Annotated in this window: 18 protein-coding genes, 1 other RNA gene and 1 pseudogene; 13 read left to right on the top strand and 7 right to left on the bottom strand. The window is 58.9% G+C overall.

Annotated features, from left to right (window positions below; all coding sequences use genetic code 11):
• Nucleotides 1–203 precede the first annotated feature (203 nt).
• Nucleotides 204–1,109, top strand: coding sequence for a fasciclin domain-containing protein (locus AD949_RS00810; protein ID WP_244463261.1), 906 nt, complete (start codon nt 204–206; stop codon nt 1,107–1,109).
• Between the two features lie 78 nt (nt 1,110–1,187).
• On the opposite strand, the gene AD949_RS00805 is transcribed toward AD949_RS00810, so the two are convergent.
• The 4 genes from AD949_RS00805 to AD949_RS00790 form a co-directional block, all read right to left on the bottom strand.
• Complete coding sequence (locus tag AD949_RS00805; protein WP_048834571.1) at nt 1,188–1,631, bottom strand: DUF2501 domain-containing protein; 444 nt, start codon at nt 1,629–1,631, stop codon at nt 1,188–1,190.
• Between the two features lie 117 nt (nt 1,632–1,748).
• Nucleotides 1,749–2,384: a thiamine phosphate synthase gene (locus AD949_RS00800; protein WP_244463262.1), complete on the bottom strand. Its 636-nt coding sequence runs from the start codon at nt 2,382–2,384 to the stop codon at nt 1,749–1,751.
• A 10-nt stretch (nt 2,385–2,394) separates the two neighbouring features.
• Nucleotides 2,395–3,309 (bottom strand): class I fructose-bisphosphate aldolase, encoded by a 915-nt coding sequence (locus tag AD949_RS00795; protein ID WP_048834573.1) that lies wholly within the window; start codon nt 3,307–3,309, stop codon nt 2,395–2,397.
• Nucleotides 3,310–3,361: 52 nt separating this feature from the next.
• Nucleotides 3,362–3,832, bottom strand: coding sequence for a hypothetical protein (locus tag AD949_RS00790; RefSeq protein WP_141325418.1), 471 nt, complete (start codon nt 3,830–3,832; stop codon nt 3,362–3,364).
• A gap of 60 nt (nt 3,833–3,892) precedes the next feature.
• Here AD949_RS00790 and AD949_RS00785 point away from each other — a divergent pair, with 60 nt between their 5' ends.
• From AD949_RS00785 to AD949_RS00745, 9 genes and pseudogenes are all read left to right on the top strand, one after another.
• Nucleotides 3,893–4,174 (top strand): hypothetical protein, encoded by a 282-nt coding sequence (locus AD949_RS00785; protein WP_048834575.1) that lies wholly within the window; start codon nt 3,893–3,895, stop codon nt 4,172–4,174.
• A 2-nt stretch (nt 4,175–4,176) separates the two neighbouring features.
• Nucleotides 4,177–4,359 (top strand): annotated as a pseudogene (locus AD949_RS14385) (cell division protein ZapA); the annotation flags it as partial.
• A gap of 165 nt (nt 4,360–4,524) precedes the next feature.
• Nucleotides 4,525–4,680, top strand: a non-coding RNA gene (gene ssrS / locus AD949_RS00775) — 6S RNA.
• Nucleotides 4,667–5,263 (top strand): 5-formyltetrahydrofolate cyclo-ligase, encoded by a 597-nt coding sequence (locus AD949_RS00770; RefSeq protein WP_048834589.1) that lies wholly within the window; start codon nt 4,667–4,669, stop codon nt 5,261–5,263. The genes ssrS and AD949_RS00770 overlap by 14 nt, the downstream gene beginning before the upstream one ends.
• A gap of 18 nt (nt 5,264–5,281) precedes the next feature.
• Nucleotides 5,282–6,097 (top strand): TIGR00282 family metallophosphoesterase, encoded by an 816-nt coding sequence (locus AD949_RS00765; RefSeq protein WP_048834577.1) that lies wholly within the window; start codon nt 5,282–5,284, stop codon nt 6,095–6,097.
• 371 nt (nt 6,098–6,468) lie between these two features.
• Nucleotides 6,469–6,921 (top strand): MarR family winged helix-turn-helix transcriptional regulator, encoded by a 453-nt coding sequence (locus AD949_RS00760; protein WP_048834578.1) that lies wholly within the window; start codon nt 6,469–6,471, stop codon nt 6,919–6,921.
• A 62-nt stretch (nt 6,922–6,983) separates the two neighbouring features.
• Entirely contained in the window at nt 6,984–7,565 is a 582-nt protein-coding gene (locus tag AD949_RS00755; RefSeq protein ID WP_048834579.1) for an isochorismatase family protein, read from the top strand.
• A gap of 1 nt (nt 7,566) precedes the next feature.
• Entirely contained in the window at nt 7,567–7,896 is a 330-nt protein-coding gene (locus AD949_RS00750; protein ID WP_048834580.1) for a hypothetical protein, read from the top strand.
• Nucleotides 7,893–9,119, top strand: coding sequence for an MFS transporter (locus AD949_RS00745; RefSeq protein WP_048834581.1), 1,227 nt, complete (start codon nt 7,893–7,895; stop codon nt 9,117–9,119). The genes AD949_RS00750 and AD949_RS00745 overlap by 4 nt, the downstream gene beginning before the upstream one ends.
• Before the next feature lie 55 nt (nt 9,120–9,174).
• On the opposite strand, the gene AD949_RS00740 is transcribed toward AD949_RS00745, so the two are convergent.
• Nucleotides 9,175–10,689 carry an FAD-dependent oxidoreductase gene (locus tag AD949_RS00740; protein ID WP_048834582.1) on the bottom strand — a complete coding sequence of 505 codons (1,515 nt, stop codon included), beginning with the start codon at nt 10,687–10,689 and terminating at the stop codon, nt 9,175–9,177.
• A gap of 67 nt (nt 10,690–10,756) precedes the next feature.
• Here AD949_RS00740 and AD949_RS00735 point away from each other — a divergent pair, with 67 nt between their 5' ends.
• Entirely contained in the window at nt 10,757–11,209 is a 453-nt protein-coding gene (locus AD949_RS00735) for a MarR family winged helix-turn-helix transcriptional regulator (RefSeq protein ID WP_082064558.1), read from the top strand.
• 222 nt (nt 11,210–11,431) lie between these two features.
• Here the strand turns inward: AD949_RS00735 and AD949_RS00730 are convergent, their stop codons facing one another.
• Nucleotides 11,432–12,283: a TIGR01459 family HAD-type hydrolase gene (locus tag AD949_RS00730; RefSeq protein ID WP_048834591.1), complete on the bottom strand. Its 852-nt coding sequence runs from the start codon at nt 12,281–12,283 to the stop codon at nt 11,432–11,434.
• A 22-nt stretch (nt 12,284–12,305) separates the two neighbouring features.
• Nucleotides 12,306–13,379, bottom strand: a complete 1,074-nt coding sequence (locus tag AD949_RS00725; RefSeq protein ID WP_048834583.1) for a quinone-dependent dihydroorotate dehydrogenase — start codon at nt 13,377–13,379, stop codon at nt 12,306–12,308.
• A 168-nt stretch (nt 13,380–13,547) separates the two neighbouring features.
• On the opposite strand from AD949_RS00725, the gene AD949_RS00720 reads away from it, so the two are divergent.
• Complete coding sequence (locus AD949_RS00720) at nt 13,548–14,165, top strand: hypothetical protein (protein WP_052944494.1); 618 nt, start codon at nt 13,548–13,550, stop codon at nt 14,163–14,165.
• A 141-nt stretch (nt 14,166–14,306) separates the two neighbouring features.
• Nucleotides 14,307–15,392: a DNA polymerase IV gene (gene dinB / locus AD949_RS00715; protein ID WP_048834584.1), complete on the top strand. Its 1,086-nt coding sequence runs from the start codon at nt 14,307–14,309 to the stop codon at nt 15,390–15,392.
• Nucleotides 15,393–15,736: the final 344 nt, after the last annotated feature.

The raw sequence follows: 15,736 nt of genomic DNA, 5'->3' as shown, positions 1-15,736 counted from the left end.
GCCCCGGATGGGGCGGCGGTGGCTGGGGTGGTGGCGGATGGGGCGGAACCGCCTATACCTACACCTGCCAGACCAATTTTGAACTGGTGAACGGAGTTGTCTCCGCTTGGACCATGCGGGGAGACGGATGCTGACCATGCCCGGCGCAGTCTGCCTTGCGACTCCACTCTGATTTTCACGGCATGATTTTTTGGGAGACGCCCATGCGGCATCGCTGCGCACAGGTCCGTACATCGTTAAAACCGGCCCTGCTGGCCCCTGCTTTTCTCGCGCTAACTGCTCTGGCCGGGTGCCAGAGTGGGGCGCGGCAGGACCCGTACCTTACGCATAACTCCACCTGTTCCTACATGCTCCCCACAGTTTCAGGAGCACGGACTTATGCGCCGGGCAAAAAAGCAGCGGAAAACCAGAAGGGTATTCCAGACAGCCTCATTGCATATGCAGACCCGGAAAGCCCTGCGTTCTGTGATCGTCCCCTGTCCGACACACTGCCCAGCGCCATTGAAATGGCCAGCTATGTGCATGGGCTGAACACCACAGGCCTGTTCAGCACCCTACAACAAAGCGGACCTTTTACCGTCTTTGGCATTCCCAACGCCGTGCTGGAAAGTTACCAGACTTCGGATGGCAGCAAGCTGAATGCGCCTGAAAACGCTGCACTTCTGCGCGAAATTCTGGCCTACTCCATTGTGAAGGGTGAATGGTCTGTCGAGCAGCTTCGCACCGCAGCGCTTGCTTCCCCCACCCATTCCGTCGGCATGCTGACCCTGAACGGCCGTATCCTGTCCGCATGGATTGACCAGCCAACAGGCCAGATTATTTTGGGCAATGGCGCGGGGATGACAAGCCGCCTCTGGGTTACGGGCGTTCCGCAGTCCAATGGCAGGCTGTATTTTACGCAGTCCCTGCTGTTACCCCCTGCGAATGACCCGCCGCTGACCATTGCCAAACGCGCCACACAAGCCGTCCGGGCTGATACCCCCAAAGGGATTCCGGCCCCTGTTGCGGTCCGACCCGTGGTGCCGCAGCCTAAGCCCGGCCACCGGGCAGATTACGGGAGCAATAATCTTGCCACCCCGCCCGTGCTGCAAACTAGCACTCCGCGCTGAACACAAAAAAGCCTGCCAGTTTTTAAACCGGCAGGCTTTTTTAATGTAGAAACTGGTTTAATCCAGAAACTGTGCTGATTACAGCAGAGACTGAGCCTTGCTCATCACCATGTTGCACAGCTTGGTTTTCAGTTCACCTTTCAGGTTCGCCAGAGAGAACATCTGGTTATTACCCGTCTGCAACAGGCCCTGCTGGCCTGCGGTGTAACCGCTGGAAGACGTCACGCCCTGCTGCTGCGTCAGGTTGTTCAGCACAGAAGTGGCGGTGCCTGCGTTTGCGCCTGAGAGCGCGTTATTCTGCACGCAGTAGCCCAGAATACCGGTCAGGTTGCTGGTGCTGGCGGAAGAGAGGCTGGGGAGCATATTGCCCATCATACCGGCCATACCGCTTTTGGCACTGCTGGTTGCAGCGGACAGGGCATTCTGCCCAATGCTGCCAAAGCTCTGCGCCTGCGCAGCAGAAGCAGCGCCCGTCAGGCCCGCAACGGCAACCAGTGCCAGAAGAGTTTTCTTGTTCATCATGGAACGACCCTTTTTCAAAACGTCCTCAGCCTGTATGCGACCATAAAGGCCGCTCTTCAAAGCTGAAGATCAGGGTGCAGACATGGCTGACAGACATGGCTGAACTAAGGCGCAAGCTCAGCTTTTTTCAGCCCCAAAAGTCCAGTCAGACATATTTTCCCAGTAAGCCGGGCCGGGCTGGATAAAATCCGCGCCAACCTGCGCGAAGGCTGCGACCTGCGCGGGCGCTTCAACCTCCACCACGGCGGGCAGTTCCATGACCAGACACCACCAACGGACAAGGTCTGTCAGGCTTTCCGGGGCCTCACCTTCCGCTGCCGCCACCGGAATGGCGGTGGAAAAGCTGACATAATCCGCCCCGGCCTCGCCCGCCCGCATGGCGGCGTCCCGGCTACCGCCTACAGACACACCCAGTTGCAGCGCATCCGCGATCTGCCTGCGCACATCCTTGATGGATGCCTCCGCGAATCCGGTAGATAGATGCACACCGTCACACCCCGCGCGGAGTGCCAGTGCGGGTCTGTCTTCCAGCATCAACGCGCAGTCCTGAGCCTGCACGACAGCCTGAACCGTCTGAATTTTTTTAATGAGGTCCGCCTCTGGCGCATCGGCCAGACGGAGGAGGACGGCAGCGGGGGCATGCTGCCGCATCCCCCGGGCCAACTCCGGCAAAAAAGTCTCGACGTCCCGCAGAACGGGGGTTGCGAGATAGACATCATACGCCGTCATCCCGGCCCCCTGTCCTGTCGTCACGTCAGTTCTTTCAGCCTTTGAAGATGGTGATAATCTGGTTGAGCAGATCCAGAGCTTCCGCCTTCGGACGCTGGAAGACGTTCCGACCGATAATGGAGCCGAAGCCGCCGCCGTCCTGAATCCCCTTGATTGTCGTCAGCAGATTGTCCGTCCCGGCTTTTTCACCACCGGAGAAGATCACAATACGACGGCCAGCGAAGCTGGACTGCACCACATGGCGGATACGGGCCGGCAGGGTGGAGACGTCAATATTGTTCTGCTCATAAGCGGCCTTGTTGGCGGGCAGAGCCACCACATCGGTCGGGGGCTTCACCTTGATGATGTGCGCGCCACACAGAGCGGCCATATGCGCCGCATAGGCGCACACGTCCACAGCCGTTTCCGCCACTTTATCCAGCATCGGGCCACGCGGGTAGCTCCACAGGATAACAGCCAGACCAGCGGCCTTGGCTTCTGCTGCCAGTTCACGGAATTCTTCCATCTGGTCGAAGCAGTATTCAGAGCCCGGATAGATGGTAAAGCCAATACCCGCACAGCCCAGACGCAGCGCGTCAGCCACGGTGCCGGTCACGGCCTGATCTTTTTCCGTGGCGAGGCTGTTGGAGCTATTGCATTTCAGGATCAGCGGAATTTCAGACGCATATTTTGCCGCGCCACATTCCAGCATACCCAGCGGAGCCGCATAGCCGCTCAGGCCAGCTTCAATCGCCAGTTCAAAATGATAGTGGGGGTCATACGCAGCCGGATTAGCCGCGAAAGAGCGGGCCGGACCGTGCTCAAAACCCTGATCAACCGGGAGAATGACCAGCTTACCCGTGCCACCAAGTTTACCTGCATTCAGGAAACGGGCGAGATTTGTTTTTGTACCGGGATTATCGCTCTCGTACTGATCAAGAATAGCCTTAACCTGGGGGGTAAGCGTCATTGGGAAATCCTTCCTCTTGGCTTTCATCCGGGCCTCTATTTCCCGGAACCATTCACTGGCAATAACTGCGCATGAAATACGCGGCAAGATGCGTTTTCGTACATAGTGGGCCGGTAAGGTCAAATGATGGCGGACGCACGGAAAAAAGTAAGCCGCCACTTGTTTGGTACAGAACGCCTGCGGCGGCTATACGCTCAGCCTCACCTTCTAAAATGACACTTTTCTGACCCTGCGTTCTGGCCAGCGCCGCGTGCCCTACACTGGTACCGCAATCCAGAACATGAAAATACGCACAGCCGCTGGCCTGCTCCAACTGGCGGATAAGCGCCTGCCACCAAGGGGCACCCATAAAGCACGCAGCGCCGGGGGCTGAGAGAAAGCCGAACGGGGCCAGAGCGGTCTGCGCATTCAGCACCCCAGCCTCACGCGCTGCATGACAGACTGCCATGCCGGTGGCGTAATCATGAAGTGTAAAGAACCCGAACGGCAGAACAGGAGGGGATAAAATTGGAGAGTTTTCCATGACCATGCTTGACGCCGCCGCGTTTGCGGGCGATTCCTTTTGAGAGAAGGGTAGACAAGAATGCAAGATCAGGGTCCCGGACCATTTTTGACAAAGCCAGACACACCTGCCACCCCCACGCAGGCAGCACCACCCACACCTGCGCACAGTGCCCCGGCAGACAGTGACCCGATTGACCGGTTGAACCGTGCCTTGCAGCGTATCTCCTTCGCGCTGGATAAAAGCCGTAAGGCGGAACAGCGCAAGAGCGGCAATACGCAGGAACTCGTCGCCAATGTGGATGCGCTGATCAGCCGTGTGCGTGACGCTCTGGCCCACGCGGACCGACCGGAAGATAAATAATCATGGCGCTCGTTTCAATTCGCATTAATGGCCACAGCTACTCCGTCGGGTGTGAAAACGGCGAGGAACGGCACGTTCAGGCCATGGCCCAGCAGGTTGAACGCCGCGTGCAGCGTGTGCGTGACCTCGGCTTTACCGGCGAAAGCCGTGTGCTGGTGCTGGCCGCCCTGTTCATGGCGGACGAAATTCAGGATCTTTCCAGCCAGCATGTGCCCGAAAGCACAACACAGGCCGTGGAAGAGGCCGAACGCCTGCGTATCGAACAGATGCTGATGAACAGCCGTCTGGCCGATATGGCAGACCACGCGGAAGCCCTTGCAGCCAGCCTTGAGGACGCCTACATAGAAGAGGCGGAGCTGCCCGGCACGTCAGGCGAGTCATCCCCTGGGCCGATAAGCACTTCCTAAGGGAGCTGGCTCTGTTGTGGCCCTGGTCACATTATCCGGCGCCCACCTGCACACGCAGGTCCTGGAGGTTGAAAGACCAACGGCCATGGCGGCTTCGCACTCTCCTACTTCTCACCTATCCGACCCTCCGGCCATAGCCGAGGCAAAGCAGGCGCAGCGCGCCCGGTGCCTGAGCATTCTGCAAGCCCGGCCCGCCGGAGTAGATGCCGTGCTGTGCGCCCGGCTGGCGGACACCCTGCTGGCAACAGTCAGCCAGCACATTGCCTGTGTCTGGCCCCTGCCGCATGAAATTGACCTCCGCCCCCTGTGCCACCGCCTCAGCACCGCCGGACGCCATGTGCTGCTGCCGGACACACCGCCACGCGGCCAACCGCTGACATTCCGGCTCTGGACACCCCAAAGCCCGATGCTACGGGGGCGTTTTGGCACTCAGGTTCCTGATGGGCCTCTCATGACGCCAGACCTTGTACTGGTGCCCCTGCTAGGGTTTGACCGCACCGGCAACCGTCTGGGATATGGTGGCGGGTATTATGACCGTACACTGGCCACCCTGCCGGGTATCCGCACCGTGGGCTACGCGCTGGCCGCGCAGGAGGTGGAGCGGCTTCCCACCGGCCCACATGACCAACCCCTCTCCTGTCTGGTCACCGAGCAAGAAACCTTGCATTTTGCCTCACTGTAACCAAAGAAAGACGACGGCGTGAGAATTCTGTTTCTGGGCGATATTGTTGGCCGATGTGGCCGTGAGGCCGTTTTGTCCCGCCTGCCAGCCCTGCGCAAAACACTCATGCTGGATCTTGTTGTGGTCAACGCGGAAAATGCCAGCCACGGATTCGGCCTTTCCCCCGCCATTGCGACCTGCCTGTTTGAAGGCGGGGTGGATGTCATAACCCTTGGCAATCATAGCTGGGACCGGCGGGACCTGATTGGCCATATCGGCTCCGCCCCACACATCATCCGCCCCATTAACTTCCCGCCCGGCACACCGGGGAACGGCAGCGTACAGGTTGAGCTGGCGGATGGACGCAAGGCGCTGGTGGTAAACGCCATGGGCCGCCTGTTTATGGACCCGCTGGATGACCCGTTCCGCTGCATGAATGATCTGCTGACGCGCCACCGTCTTGGTGTCACTACGCAGGCTATTGTGGTGGATTTTCATGCCGAGGCCACCAGTGAGAAATGGGCGTTTGGCAATGTGCTGGATGGCCGGGTCTCGCTCGTTGTGGGAACCCATACGCACACTCCCACGGCAGACCACCGCATTCTGCCAGCCGGAACGGCGTTCCAGACCGATGCCGGGATGTGCGGGGATTATGACAGCGTGATCGGCATGACCAAAGAACCTGCCATGGCCCGCTTTATCCGCAAAATGCCCGGTGAACGCCTGCAACCAGCAGAAGGCGACGCCACCCTGTGCGGCATTATGGTGGAGACGGATGATACCACCGGCCTAGCCCGCCGCCTCGCCCCTATCCGGCAAGGTGGCCATCTGGCGCAAACACTGCCTGATTTCTGAGAGAGGGTTTTCGCGCCATCATATTCCTGCTCAGATACAAAAAATCTGAAATAATGGTGTGAGATACAGAACTCGGTCGTGTTGGGTGATAACGCCTTCAACACTGCTGCAAACAGCTATCTATCCGAATTTAGCTCATCTGTAGGCTGATACTTCAACTTCTCAAGTCTCAGAGCAGGACATACCGCTCGACAAAGCGCGTGACTCTCGCTCGGCTTCCACACAAGACAGTCTTCTCCAGACAAAACATCCTTGAGACATCGCGCCCACCGCTTGAGCGCGCGCACTGGCACATCAGGTAACCCATTTTTTTAACAGCCCATCTAAGCAGTTATCTTTACAGTTTACCTGTATATCCATATCATGACGGTATGACTGATCCCCAGAATGAACGACTCCGTCATGAAGCCGCGGCCTTGGCACAGGACCTTCGTGCTCTTGTGAGTAAACTGCGGCGACGGCTGCGGGTGCAGGCGCATGTCGGGGAACTGACGCCGTCTCAGGCGTCGGTGCTACGACAACTGGACGCGCATGGCCCCGCGACGACCTCGCATCTCGCCCGGTCACAGGGTATCCGTCCGCAATCTATGGCGCCAATCGTTACAGCACTGACAGATGCCGGTTTTATCAGCAGCCAGCTTGACCCCTCTGACGGACGCCAGACCCTTTTATCGCTGACGGACACGTGCCGCAGACAAATCCTTGAAGGACGCGCCGCACGGCAGGACTGGCTGACACGGGCGTTTCTCTCCCGTTTTTCGGCGCAGGAACAAGCCGAACTTACACGCGCCGTCGCACTTCTGAAGCGGCTCGTCGATGAATAACGGTGCGCGGCACATCCCCTTCCCCCTTCAGCCCTGATCCTTCTTTTGGAGAACACTGTCCCATGCCCCTGACAAGATTGGACCCTGTGACCGCGCTGATCATCGTCGATTTACAGAAAGGCCTTGTTGGTCTGCCGCTGGCGCATCCGATTGAGCCGGTTATCAGACATGCCCGGTCTCTGGCCGATGCTTTTCGCGCCCGCGCCCTGCCGGTGGTTCTCGTCAACGTCGCAGGCAGCGCACCCGGCCGGACGGAACAGCAACGCCAGACAGGGCTACATACAGCAGGCCCACGTCCGGCAGGATGGACGGACCTCGTGCCGGAACTCGGCCAGCAACCAGACGACATTGTGCTGACAAAGCGGACATGGGGCGCTTTTGCCAGCACGGATCTGGAAGCCCAGTTGAAGACACGCGGCGTAACGCAAGTCGTGATAAGCGGTGTTGCGACCGGAACCGGCGTTGAGGCCACCGCACGTCAGGCCTATGAAGCCGGTTTCAACGTCACGCTCGCCTGCGATGCCATGACGGATTCTCGCGCCCAAGCCCATGATTACAGCATCCGGTCCGTTTTCCCCCGCCTTGGCGAGACGGGCACAAGTGCGGAGATCATAGCCCTGTTACCGCCCATAGGGAGTGCCTGATATGCTGTGGCTTGATCTGTCTGCTTGGTGCTTCGGAGGTTTTTTACTGGCCAATGCCGTGCCTCATGCCGTTAGCGGCATGATGGGGCGTCCGTTTCAGACCCCCTTCGCCAGCCCACCGGGCCGGGGGTTATCCTCCGCGCCCGTCAATGTGGTCTGGGGGTTCGCCAACATTGTCGCGGGCGCAGCACTCGTCTGTCACGTGGGGCATTTCACGTTTACCAACATTGAGGACAGCGCGGTATTTCTCCTCGGAGCCTTCGTAAGCGCTTTGTTTATGGCCCGGCATTTTGGACGCCTCCACGGCGGCGACAGGCCGGACCGCCCGTGATTTCTGCGGGCACCGGGGTCTTCTGCTCCCTGCGCAACGTCAATTACCGGATTTGGGCTGGCGGCGCGTTCGTGTCCAATATCGGCACATGGGTGCAACGGACAGCCCAAGACTGGCTGGTTCTGACAGACCTGACACATCACGATGCAACCGCTGTCGGGCTGGTTATGGCGTTGCAGTTCGGCCCGCAGATGCTTCTGCTACCCTGGACCGGGTTTGCTGCTGATCATTTTAACCAGCGCAGACTCCTGATGATCACGCAGGCGACGATGGGCCTTCTGGCGCTGGCGCTCGGCGCCTTGACGATAAGCGGCCTCGTGCAGCTCTGGCATGTTGATGTCTTCGCCTTTCTGTTCGGGTGTGCCGCCGCGTTCGATGCCCCCGTCCGCCAGACCTTCGTGGCTGAACTCGTGGGAGACGCGGATCTGCACAACGCGGTGGCGCTCAACGCCACGTCATTCAATGCCGGACGTATGATTGGCCCTGCCGTGGCGGGACTCGTGATCGCGGCCACTGGCACTGGCTGGGCGTTTCTGATCAATGGCGCCTCGTTTGTGGGGGTGCTGCTCTCCCTCATGGCGCTGCGGTCCGACAAACTGCGACCGGCTCTCCGCGCACATCGGAAAAAAGGCGGTTTTTCCGAGGGGTTCCACTATGCGTGGGGCCGCCGCGACCTGCGGGCGATCTTGATCATGCTCTTCTTGATCGGCACGTTCGGGCTGAATTTTCCGATTTTCATCTCGACCATGGCCGTCAGCGTGTTCCACACGACTGCCCAAGGCTACGGCCTGTTATCCTCCATCATGGCAATCGGCACGATGGCGGGCGCGTTCCTCAATGCCAGTCGAAAGACACCACGCTTTGATCTGCTTCTGACTGGGGCAGGTGTTTTTGGTGCTGGTTGCGCACTGGCCGCTCTTGCACCCGGCTTCTGGTTCTTTGCCGCGGCGCTCCTTGTCATCGGCATGGCCGCACTGACCTTCACCAATACGACAAACAGCCTGATGCAGCTTTCAACAGCACCAGAGATGCGCGGGCGCGTGATGGCGCTGCGCGTGGGCGTAGCACTCGGTGGCACACCAATCGGGGCACCAATCGTCGGATGGGTTGCCAACACCTTTGGGCCACGCTGGGCGCTCGGCATCGGCGCGCTCGCCGGACTGATGGCAGCGTGTGTGGCGTTTATCGCACTCTCCCGCCGCGAACCCGACGCCCAGATCTGACTGCGACAGTCTGCCGCACCAGAGCCGGGCACGGCACGGTCCGGAAGCCCATGATCTATGCTCCTCCGAGCGTAGCGGCCGGGCAGGATGGCAGCGTGTGCGCAAGGTAGCGCAAAAGCTGTGCCTCCAGTTCATCGGAGGAAAATATCCCGGCGATATAGCCGTCTGGACGCACGAGCACCCATTGACCGGGCTCGACTCCGTATGCTTCGGCGATATGGCCGCCGTCATCAACAAGGTCATGCCCAGTGCCGATGATGACGATACGCAGACCCGCGATAGCTGACGGCCGGTCACGCACGTCATAACCGAGCAAGGTCCAGTGTGGACCTTGAAAAACTGTAAACAGCCGTGTCTGTTGCCCCGCCTGCCCGCGACAAGGCGCATCAGGCGCGCGATCGCCCGCTTGCACTTTGCCACCTACCGGACCGGGCACGCTCAATGACGAATCGCGATAGCCGAGGTCGAGTTGCCGCGCTTCGCGATCACGCCGCATGGTGCCCTGCTTTGCTTCCCCGAGCAGCCGCGTCGAGAGACGCAGCATGTTCGACGCGATCGGTCGGCGTTCCTCCTCGTAACTGTCGAGCAGCGCCTCCGGCGCACCCGCGAGCACGGCTGCCAGCTTCCAGCCGAGATTATAAGCATCCTGAACGCTGGTATTAAGACCCTGCCCGCCCGTTGGCGGGTGAACATGAGCGGCATCCCCCGCGATGAAGACGCGCCCGACCCGGTAGCGATCAGCCAGACGCGCGCTCATCATATAAACCGAAGACCATGACACCGAGCAGACAGCGATATCCCCTCTGCCGGTCCGCTCTTCGATGAGCGCGGTCAGTCCAGCCGGGGACAGGTCGATCTCTCCGTCCAGCGCCACGGGCGCCTGAATCTGGAACAGGTCCGTTCCTGCCAATGGGCAGATCATTACCTGTGTTGCCGGTGAAGCAAGCTGGAAGCGATGCCAAGCGGAGCGATCCAGCCCCTCCAGCCTTACATCGGCAACAATCGCGCGCACGCCCAGCGTTTCTCCCGGAAAATCGATAGCCAACGCATGACGCACGGCGCTGCGGCCACCGTCGGTTCCGACGAGAAACCGGGCGCGGATAACATGCTCGCCGCTTTCCTGCGCCATCCGCGCCGTGACACCCTGCGCGTCCTGTTCAAATCCGGTCAGCCGTGTGCCGAAGCGGGGGTGATGGCCCAATTCGGCAAGCCGCTCGCGCATCACGGCTTCAGTTGCGAACTGCGGCAGCATTAGCGGCGCGGCATACGGTTCGGCGGGAGTCGGGGAGACGTCGGCTTCTGTCAGAAGCGACATCGTATGGGTTCCATCAGGACGATACTGGCAGAGCGGCGGATAGGGTCCGCCTGCCGCCGCCATGCGGTCAACAAAGCCGAGATCCTCGAAAATCTCCATCGTCCGGGGCTGGATACCTTTGCCGCGCGACCCGCTGAACGGCTGTGCGTTCTGCTCGATCAAGCGGAACGAAACCCCGCGCCGGGCAAGGTCGATCGCGAGAGTCAGGCCTGCGGCCCCGCTCCCCACGATTAAGACGTCTGTATTGAAAGACACTGGCTACTCCGCGAATCAATGTGTATTATTCACGTATCTGAGAGTCACTCCCAAGGCAACAATAAACGTGAATAATACACACGATCCCGAAATCCTGCGCAGACTGCATGCCGCGATCATTGACTTGGTTGATGAGATCAACCGGCCTCGTCGTGATGATCGCCTGATTGAAGAAGCAGGCATACCGCTGGATAGGGCTCTGTTTCCCCTGCTCGCGCGCATATGGCGCTACGGTCCTATCGGGGTCGTCGATCTGGCCGATCGAACTGGTCGTGATCACACGACAATCAGTCGACAAATGAGCCGGCTGGAAGAACAGGGCCTCATCGAGCGCCGCCCTTCCGCAACAGACAAGCGTGTGCGCGAAGCGACCGTGACGGGAAAGGGGCAACACATGGTCGACATGCTCAATGCGGCCCGCGAAAGGCTGGCGAACCGTATCCTTGTCGACTGGACCGATACTGACCTTAATCAGTTACAAACGCTTCTGCGCCGCTTCGCTGACGACCTGATGCGATGAGCCATGCGGTGGAATGTCAGTAATCACCTTGCATCGTCTCAGGATAGCCCGGACACACTACCGGGAGGAGGGCAGACACCCTCCTGATTTCAAGCGCAGAGTGCCTGTGCTCTTGTGTGGCACGACACGCAGACATAAGGCGCTCTGTGAGGATGCCCGCTGACAATCATAATGCCAGTTTTCTGGTCATTTTCACCGGAAGCGAGCTGTTTTCTCCCCCAACTACCAGACCAGACGCGGTAACGTAGCAACCGGACGCAGGCCCATCGCACGCGCCTCCTGTGCGGCAAGCTCTGCGTTATCGCCAATCATCTCCTGATGAATACCACCCAGAATCCACGCGCCAGCAATACCCACCGCTTCAGCACCGCTCATGTCGGTCTCCAGTGCATCGCCAATCGCCAGAATACGGTCCTGCGGCACGCTCAACATGGAAAAGACGGGCGTATAGACATCCTTGTACGGCTTCCCAACCCACCGCACATCGCCGCCCTGCTGCTCATAAAACGACGCCAGAGCGCCCGCACAGATCATACGGCGACCGCCTTTGACCACAACCCTATCCGGGTTAGCACACAACATGGGCAGACCACGTTCCAGCCCGGCTCGCAGTTCCGGCAAATATGGCTCCACCGAGTCCGTGCCCCGCTCCGCATCTGGCCCGGTATTGAGGATAAACTGTGCGTCCGCCGGACTCGCGACACGCTCCAGATCCAGCCCATCATACAGGCCAAGATCATGTGTGCCGCCCACATGCAGCACCCGCTCTCCGAGGCGCGCAAACCAAGCATCATCGCGCGTACGCAGCAGACGGCGCACTTCTTCTCCACTGGTCATCACGCCATCATGCAAGTCCCGGCTGATGCCAAAATTTTCTAGCTGACGGCACACGACCTCCGCCGGGCGTGGCGCGTTGGAAAGCATAACCACACGCTTGCCCGCCGCCCGCAAAGCTTCCAGACAGGCAACGGCACCGAGATAGGGCTGCACGCCGTCATGCACCGTGCCCCACAGGTCAATAACATAGCCATCATACTGGTCTGCTACCGCGGACAGACCAGTCAAGGTCTGCATTTCAGCCTGCATTGTCGTCATCTTACAGGTCCGCTCCCCGGATATCCGCCAGCGTTTCCACGCCATCCGCTCGCATGCGGTCCAGCATTTCCTGTTTCAGGCGAGCGATAATAGCCGGACCTTCATAAGAAAATGCAGCATAAAACTGCACCAAGTCCGCCCCCAGACGGATGCGGTCCAGCACGTCCGCGCCACTCTCAATCCCACCGCAGGAAATCAGCGCCATCCGTCCGGCAGATGCTTCTGCCACCAGACGCAGCATTTCCGTTGCCCGTGTACGCAACGGACGGCCAGACAGACCACCGCTTTCCGTTTTATTCGGGCTGAGCAGCGTAGCGGGGCGAGCCAGCGTGGTGTTGGTAACAATCAACCCCTGTGCACCCCCGGCAATGGCGGCTTCCACAATCGGCCCCACTGCATCATTATCCAGATCCGGTGCCAGCTTGACCAGCAGCGGTGGCCGCTCCGGATGGCGCTCAGCGATAGCATCCAGAATCCCGCGCAGGCGCGCCGCATCCTGCAAACCACGCAGGCCCGGTGTGTTGGGAGAGGACACATTGAGCACGATATAATTCACATACGGCTTAACCCGCGCCACCAGCGCCGGGTAATCCCGCTCCGGGTCTGCCCCTATCTTGTTGATGCCGAGATTGGCGCCAATCGGCACCCCTGCCCCGGCACCCCGGCCAGATGGCAGCGGGCGATGTAGGCGTGCAAGACGGACCGTAAACCGGTCAATCCCCTGATTGTTAAAGCCCATCCGGTTGATGACCGCACGGTCTTCCGTCAGCCGGAACAGGCGCGGCTTGGGATTACCAGCCTGCGGGCGGGGGGTAACTGTTCCGGCTTCCACAAACCCGAACCCCAACCGGGCCAGCGGGCGAATAACACGCGCATTTTTGTCAAACCCGGCGGCAATCCCGAGCGGGTTTGAAAAGCGCATCCCCATGGTGCGCGTGGCCAACGCAGGGTCATCCTTCGGGCGGTTGACCGGCACGGAGACACCCAGTTGCAGGGCATCCAGCGCCAGTTCATGCGCGGTTTCAGGGTCCATCTTACGAAGGAGCGGAAGGGAAAGAGATGCAAGCAGAGACATGCTTCTGTACTGCCTCAACCCGCCAGACAAGAAAAGGGGAAAAACCATGCCCTCCCCAGTGGGACCCTGCCCTCTGCATTTTTATCTTGCAAATGAGAATTGTTCTCATTTAAATCAGAACATCACCGCAAAAGAGGACCGAAGGGCTGCCCCCTTCAGGATGACGCCATGACACGTTCACCGGTTTACCTGACAGACCTTGCCTGCAGCGAACGGCTGACTATCTGGACCATTCGCCGTCTGGCTGGCACAGCCTCCTGCTGCCAACATGCCCGTAATACCACACCCGCCAGCCTGTTTATGCCCTGCTTCAGGCAGGATTTTCTGGCGGTGGCCGACGCTTTTCATGACACTCTGACGCAGATGGCGGCACTGGAAGCGCCCTCTCTGGACATCCGCTCCGGCAGTACACTGGCAATCACGCCCACAGAGTACAGTCTGCTTTTAGCGACAGAGGCCGCACAGAATGAACAGGATCTGACCGTTCATGCCCTACTCAAACCTTTGGGGCTTTTTCCAAACCTGCTGGAAAGACTGACCAACGCCATTACAACATTGGGAGCCTGTCTGGCCGGAGCCGGATACTGGCTGTCACACCACGCAGCCAGACCTGTAACGCCGACGCCAGCCACTCTCACTGCCACCTTGCGTAAACATCCTACCACAGCCGCCGCTCTTTCCCTGACGCGCTGGCATGATTTTGACATTACTTCCACCCCCATAAGCTGGCCGCAAGCAGGGAGACACACCGCTGTGGCGGACGGAGGCTTGTCTCTTCCGCACTAAGGTCAGACTTCAAAAAAGCACGCCTCTAAAAACGGCATCGGCGGGACAAAGTCTTTTTGAACAGTCCTGTGTGGTGCCGTTTTTTATTCAGTCACACTCCTATGGTCCTGCTGCATTCAAGATTATGCTACTCTGCACGGAATGACTGACCTTGTACGCCGTATCATTCATATCGACATGGACGCATTTTACGCATCCGTCGAACAGCGGGATGCGCCAGCACTGCGCGGCCGACCCGTCGCCGTTGGTCGCAGTCAGGAGCGCGGCGTGGTAGCGGCCGCCAGTTATGAGGCGCGTAAGTTTGGGGTCCGCTCAGCCATGCCCTCCTTGGTTGCACAGCGGAAATGTCCTGAACTGATTTTTGTCCCACCCCGCTTTGAGGTCTATCGGGCCATTTCTGCCCAAATCCACGCCATTTTTGCGCGCTATACGTCCCTCATCCAGCCACTCTCGCTTGATGAAGCCTATCTGGATGTCACAGAACCCCTGTTTCCGCGCCCGTTTGCAACAATCATCGCACAGGAAATCCGCGCGGCCATCTATGCTGAAACCGGCCTGACTGCCTCTGCTGGCGTCTCTTACAATAAATTTCTGGCCAAACTGGCATCAGACTATCGCAAACCTAACGGTCAGTTTGTTATCCCACCCGGCGCGGGAGAAGCCTTTGTGGCAGATCTTCCCGTCAACAGTTTTCACGGAATTGGTCCAGCGACGGCTTCCCGCATGAACGGACTTGGTATTTACACGGGCGCTGACCTGCGCAATCACTCTCTCGCTTCACTTAGCCATCATTTTGGGAAAGCCGCCGCCTTTTATTACGGCATTGCTCGCGGAGAAGATCCGCGCCCCGTGGAACCCCACCGCCCACGCAAATCCATTGGGAAGGAAACAACCTACGAGCGAGATTTGCATCGGGAGGAAGAGCTATACGCCGCGCTCACACCTTTAGCCCATAACGTCTGGCTTGCCTGCACGCGGCGACAGGCCTCTGGCCGCACCGTGACGCTCAAACTGCGCTATGTAAATTTCCAGCAATTGACGCGCAGTTATTCTCTGACTGAGCCAGTCGCATCCGTCAGAGCACTGGAAGACACAGCGCATTTTCTGCTGCGCCCACTCCTCCCTCTTCTTCGGCCTGTACGCCTGTTGGGTATTACCGTTTCTTCCCTGACATCGGCTGAGGAAAAATCCACAACAGAGCAGTTATCTCTACTTTCAAATTTTTAAATAAAAAATGACGAAATTAGTTCTTTTTTTATGCCAGTGTATAAAATTTGGCTTACCCATTAAAAGCAAGCTTTTTTGAAGAACAAATTTCTGTTGCAACACCACATTCTGCCAGCAGAAAATACCAGTCCCGAATTAGCGAGATGTTAACATTACCGCTTTTAGCCTGAGGTTGCGCACCCCATCTTTACGGGCATGCGCAAACTTCAGGTAATGGTTTTTTAGCGCAGAGGGCGTTTTTCCTGAAAGCCAAAACAAATATAGTGAATAAATGGACCGCGCTCGAAGCTCGCAACATCGGGGTTGGCTCTCAGAGCCTGTTTGGAAATTCGCTGAAGTGTGAT

The sequence above is a fragment of the Acetobacter orleanensis genome (assembly GCF_001581005.1).
Lineage (GTDB): Bacteria > Pseudomonadota > Alphaproteobacteria > Acetobacterales > Acetobacteraceae > Acetobacter > Acetobacter orleanensis.
The sequence above is the reverse complement of the archived record's forward strand: the minus strand, read 5'-3'. Positions and strand labels throughout refer to the sequence as shown.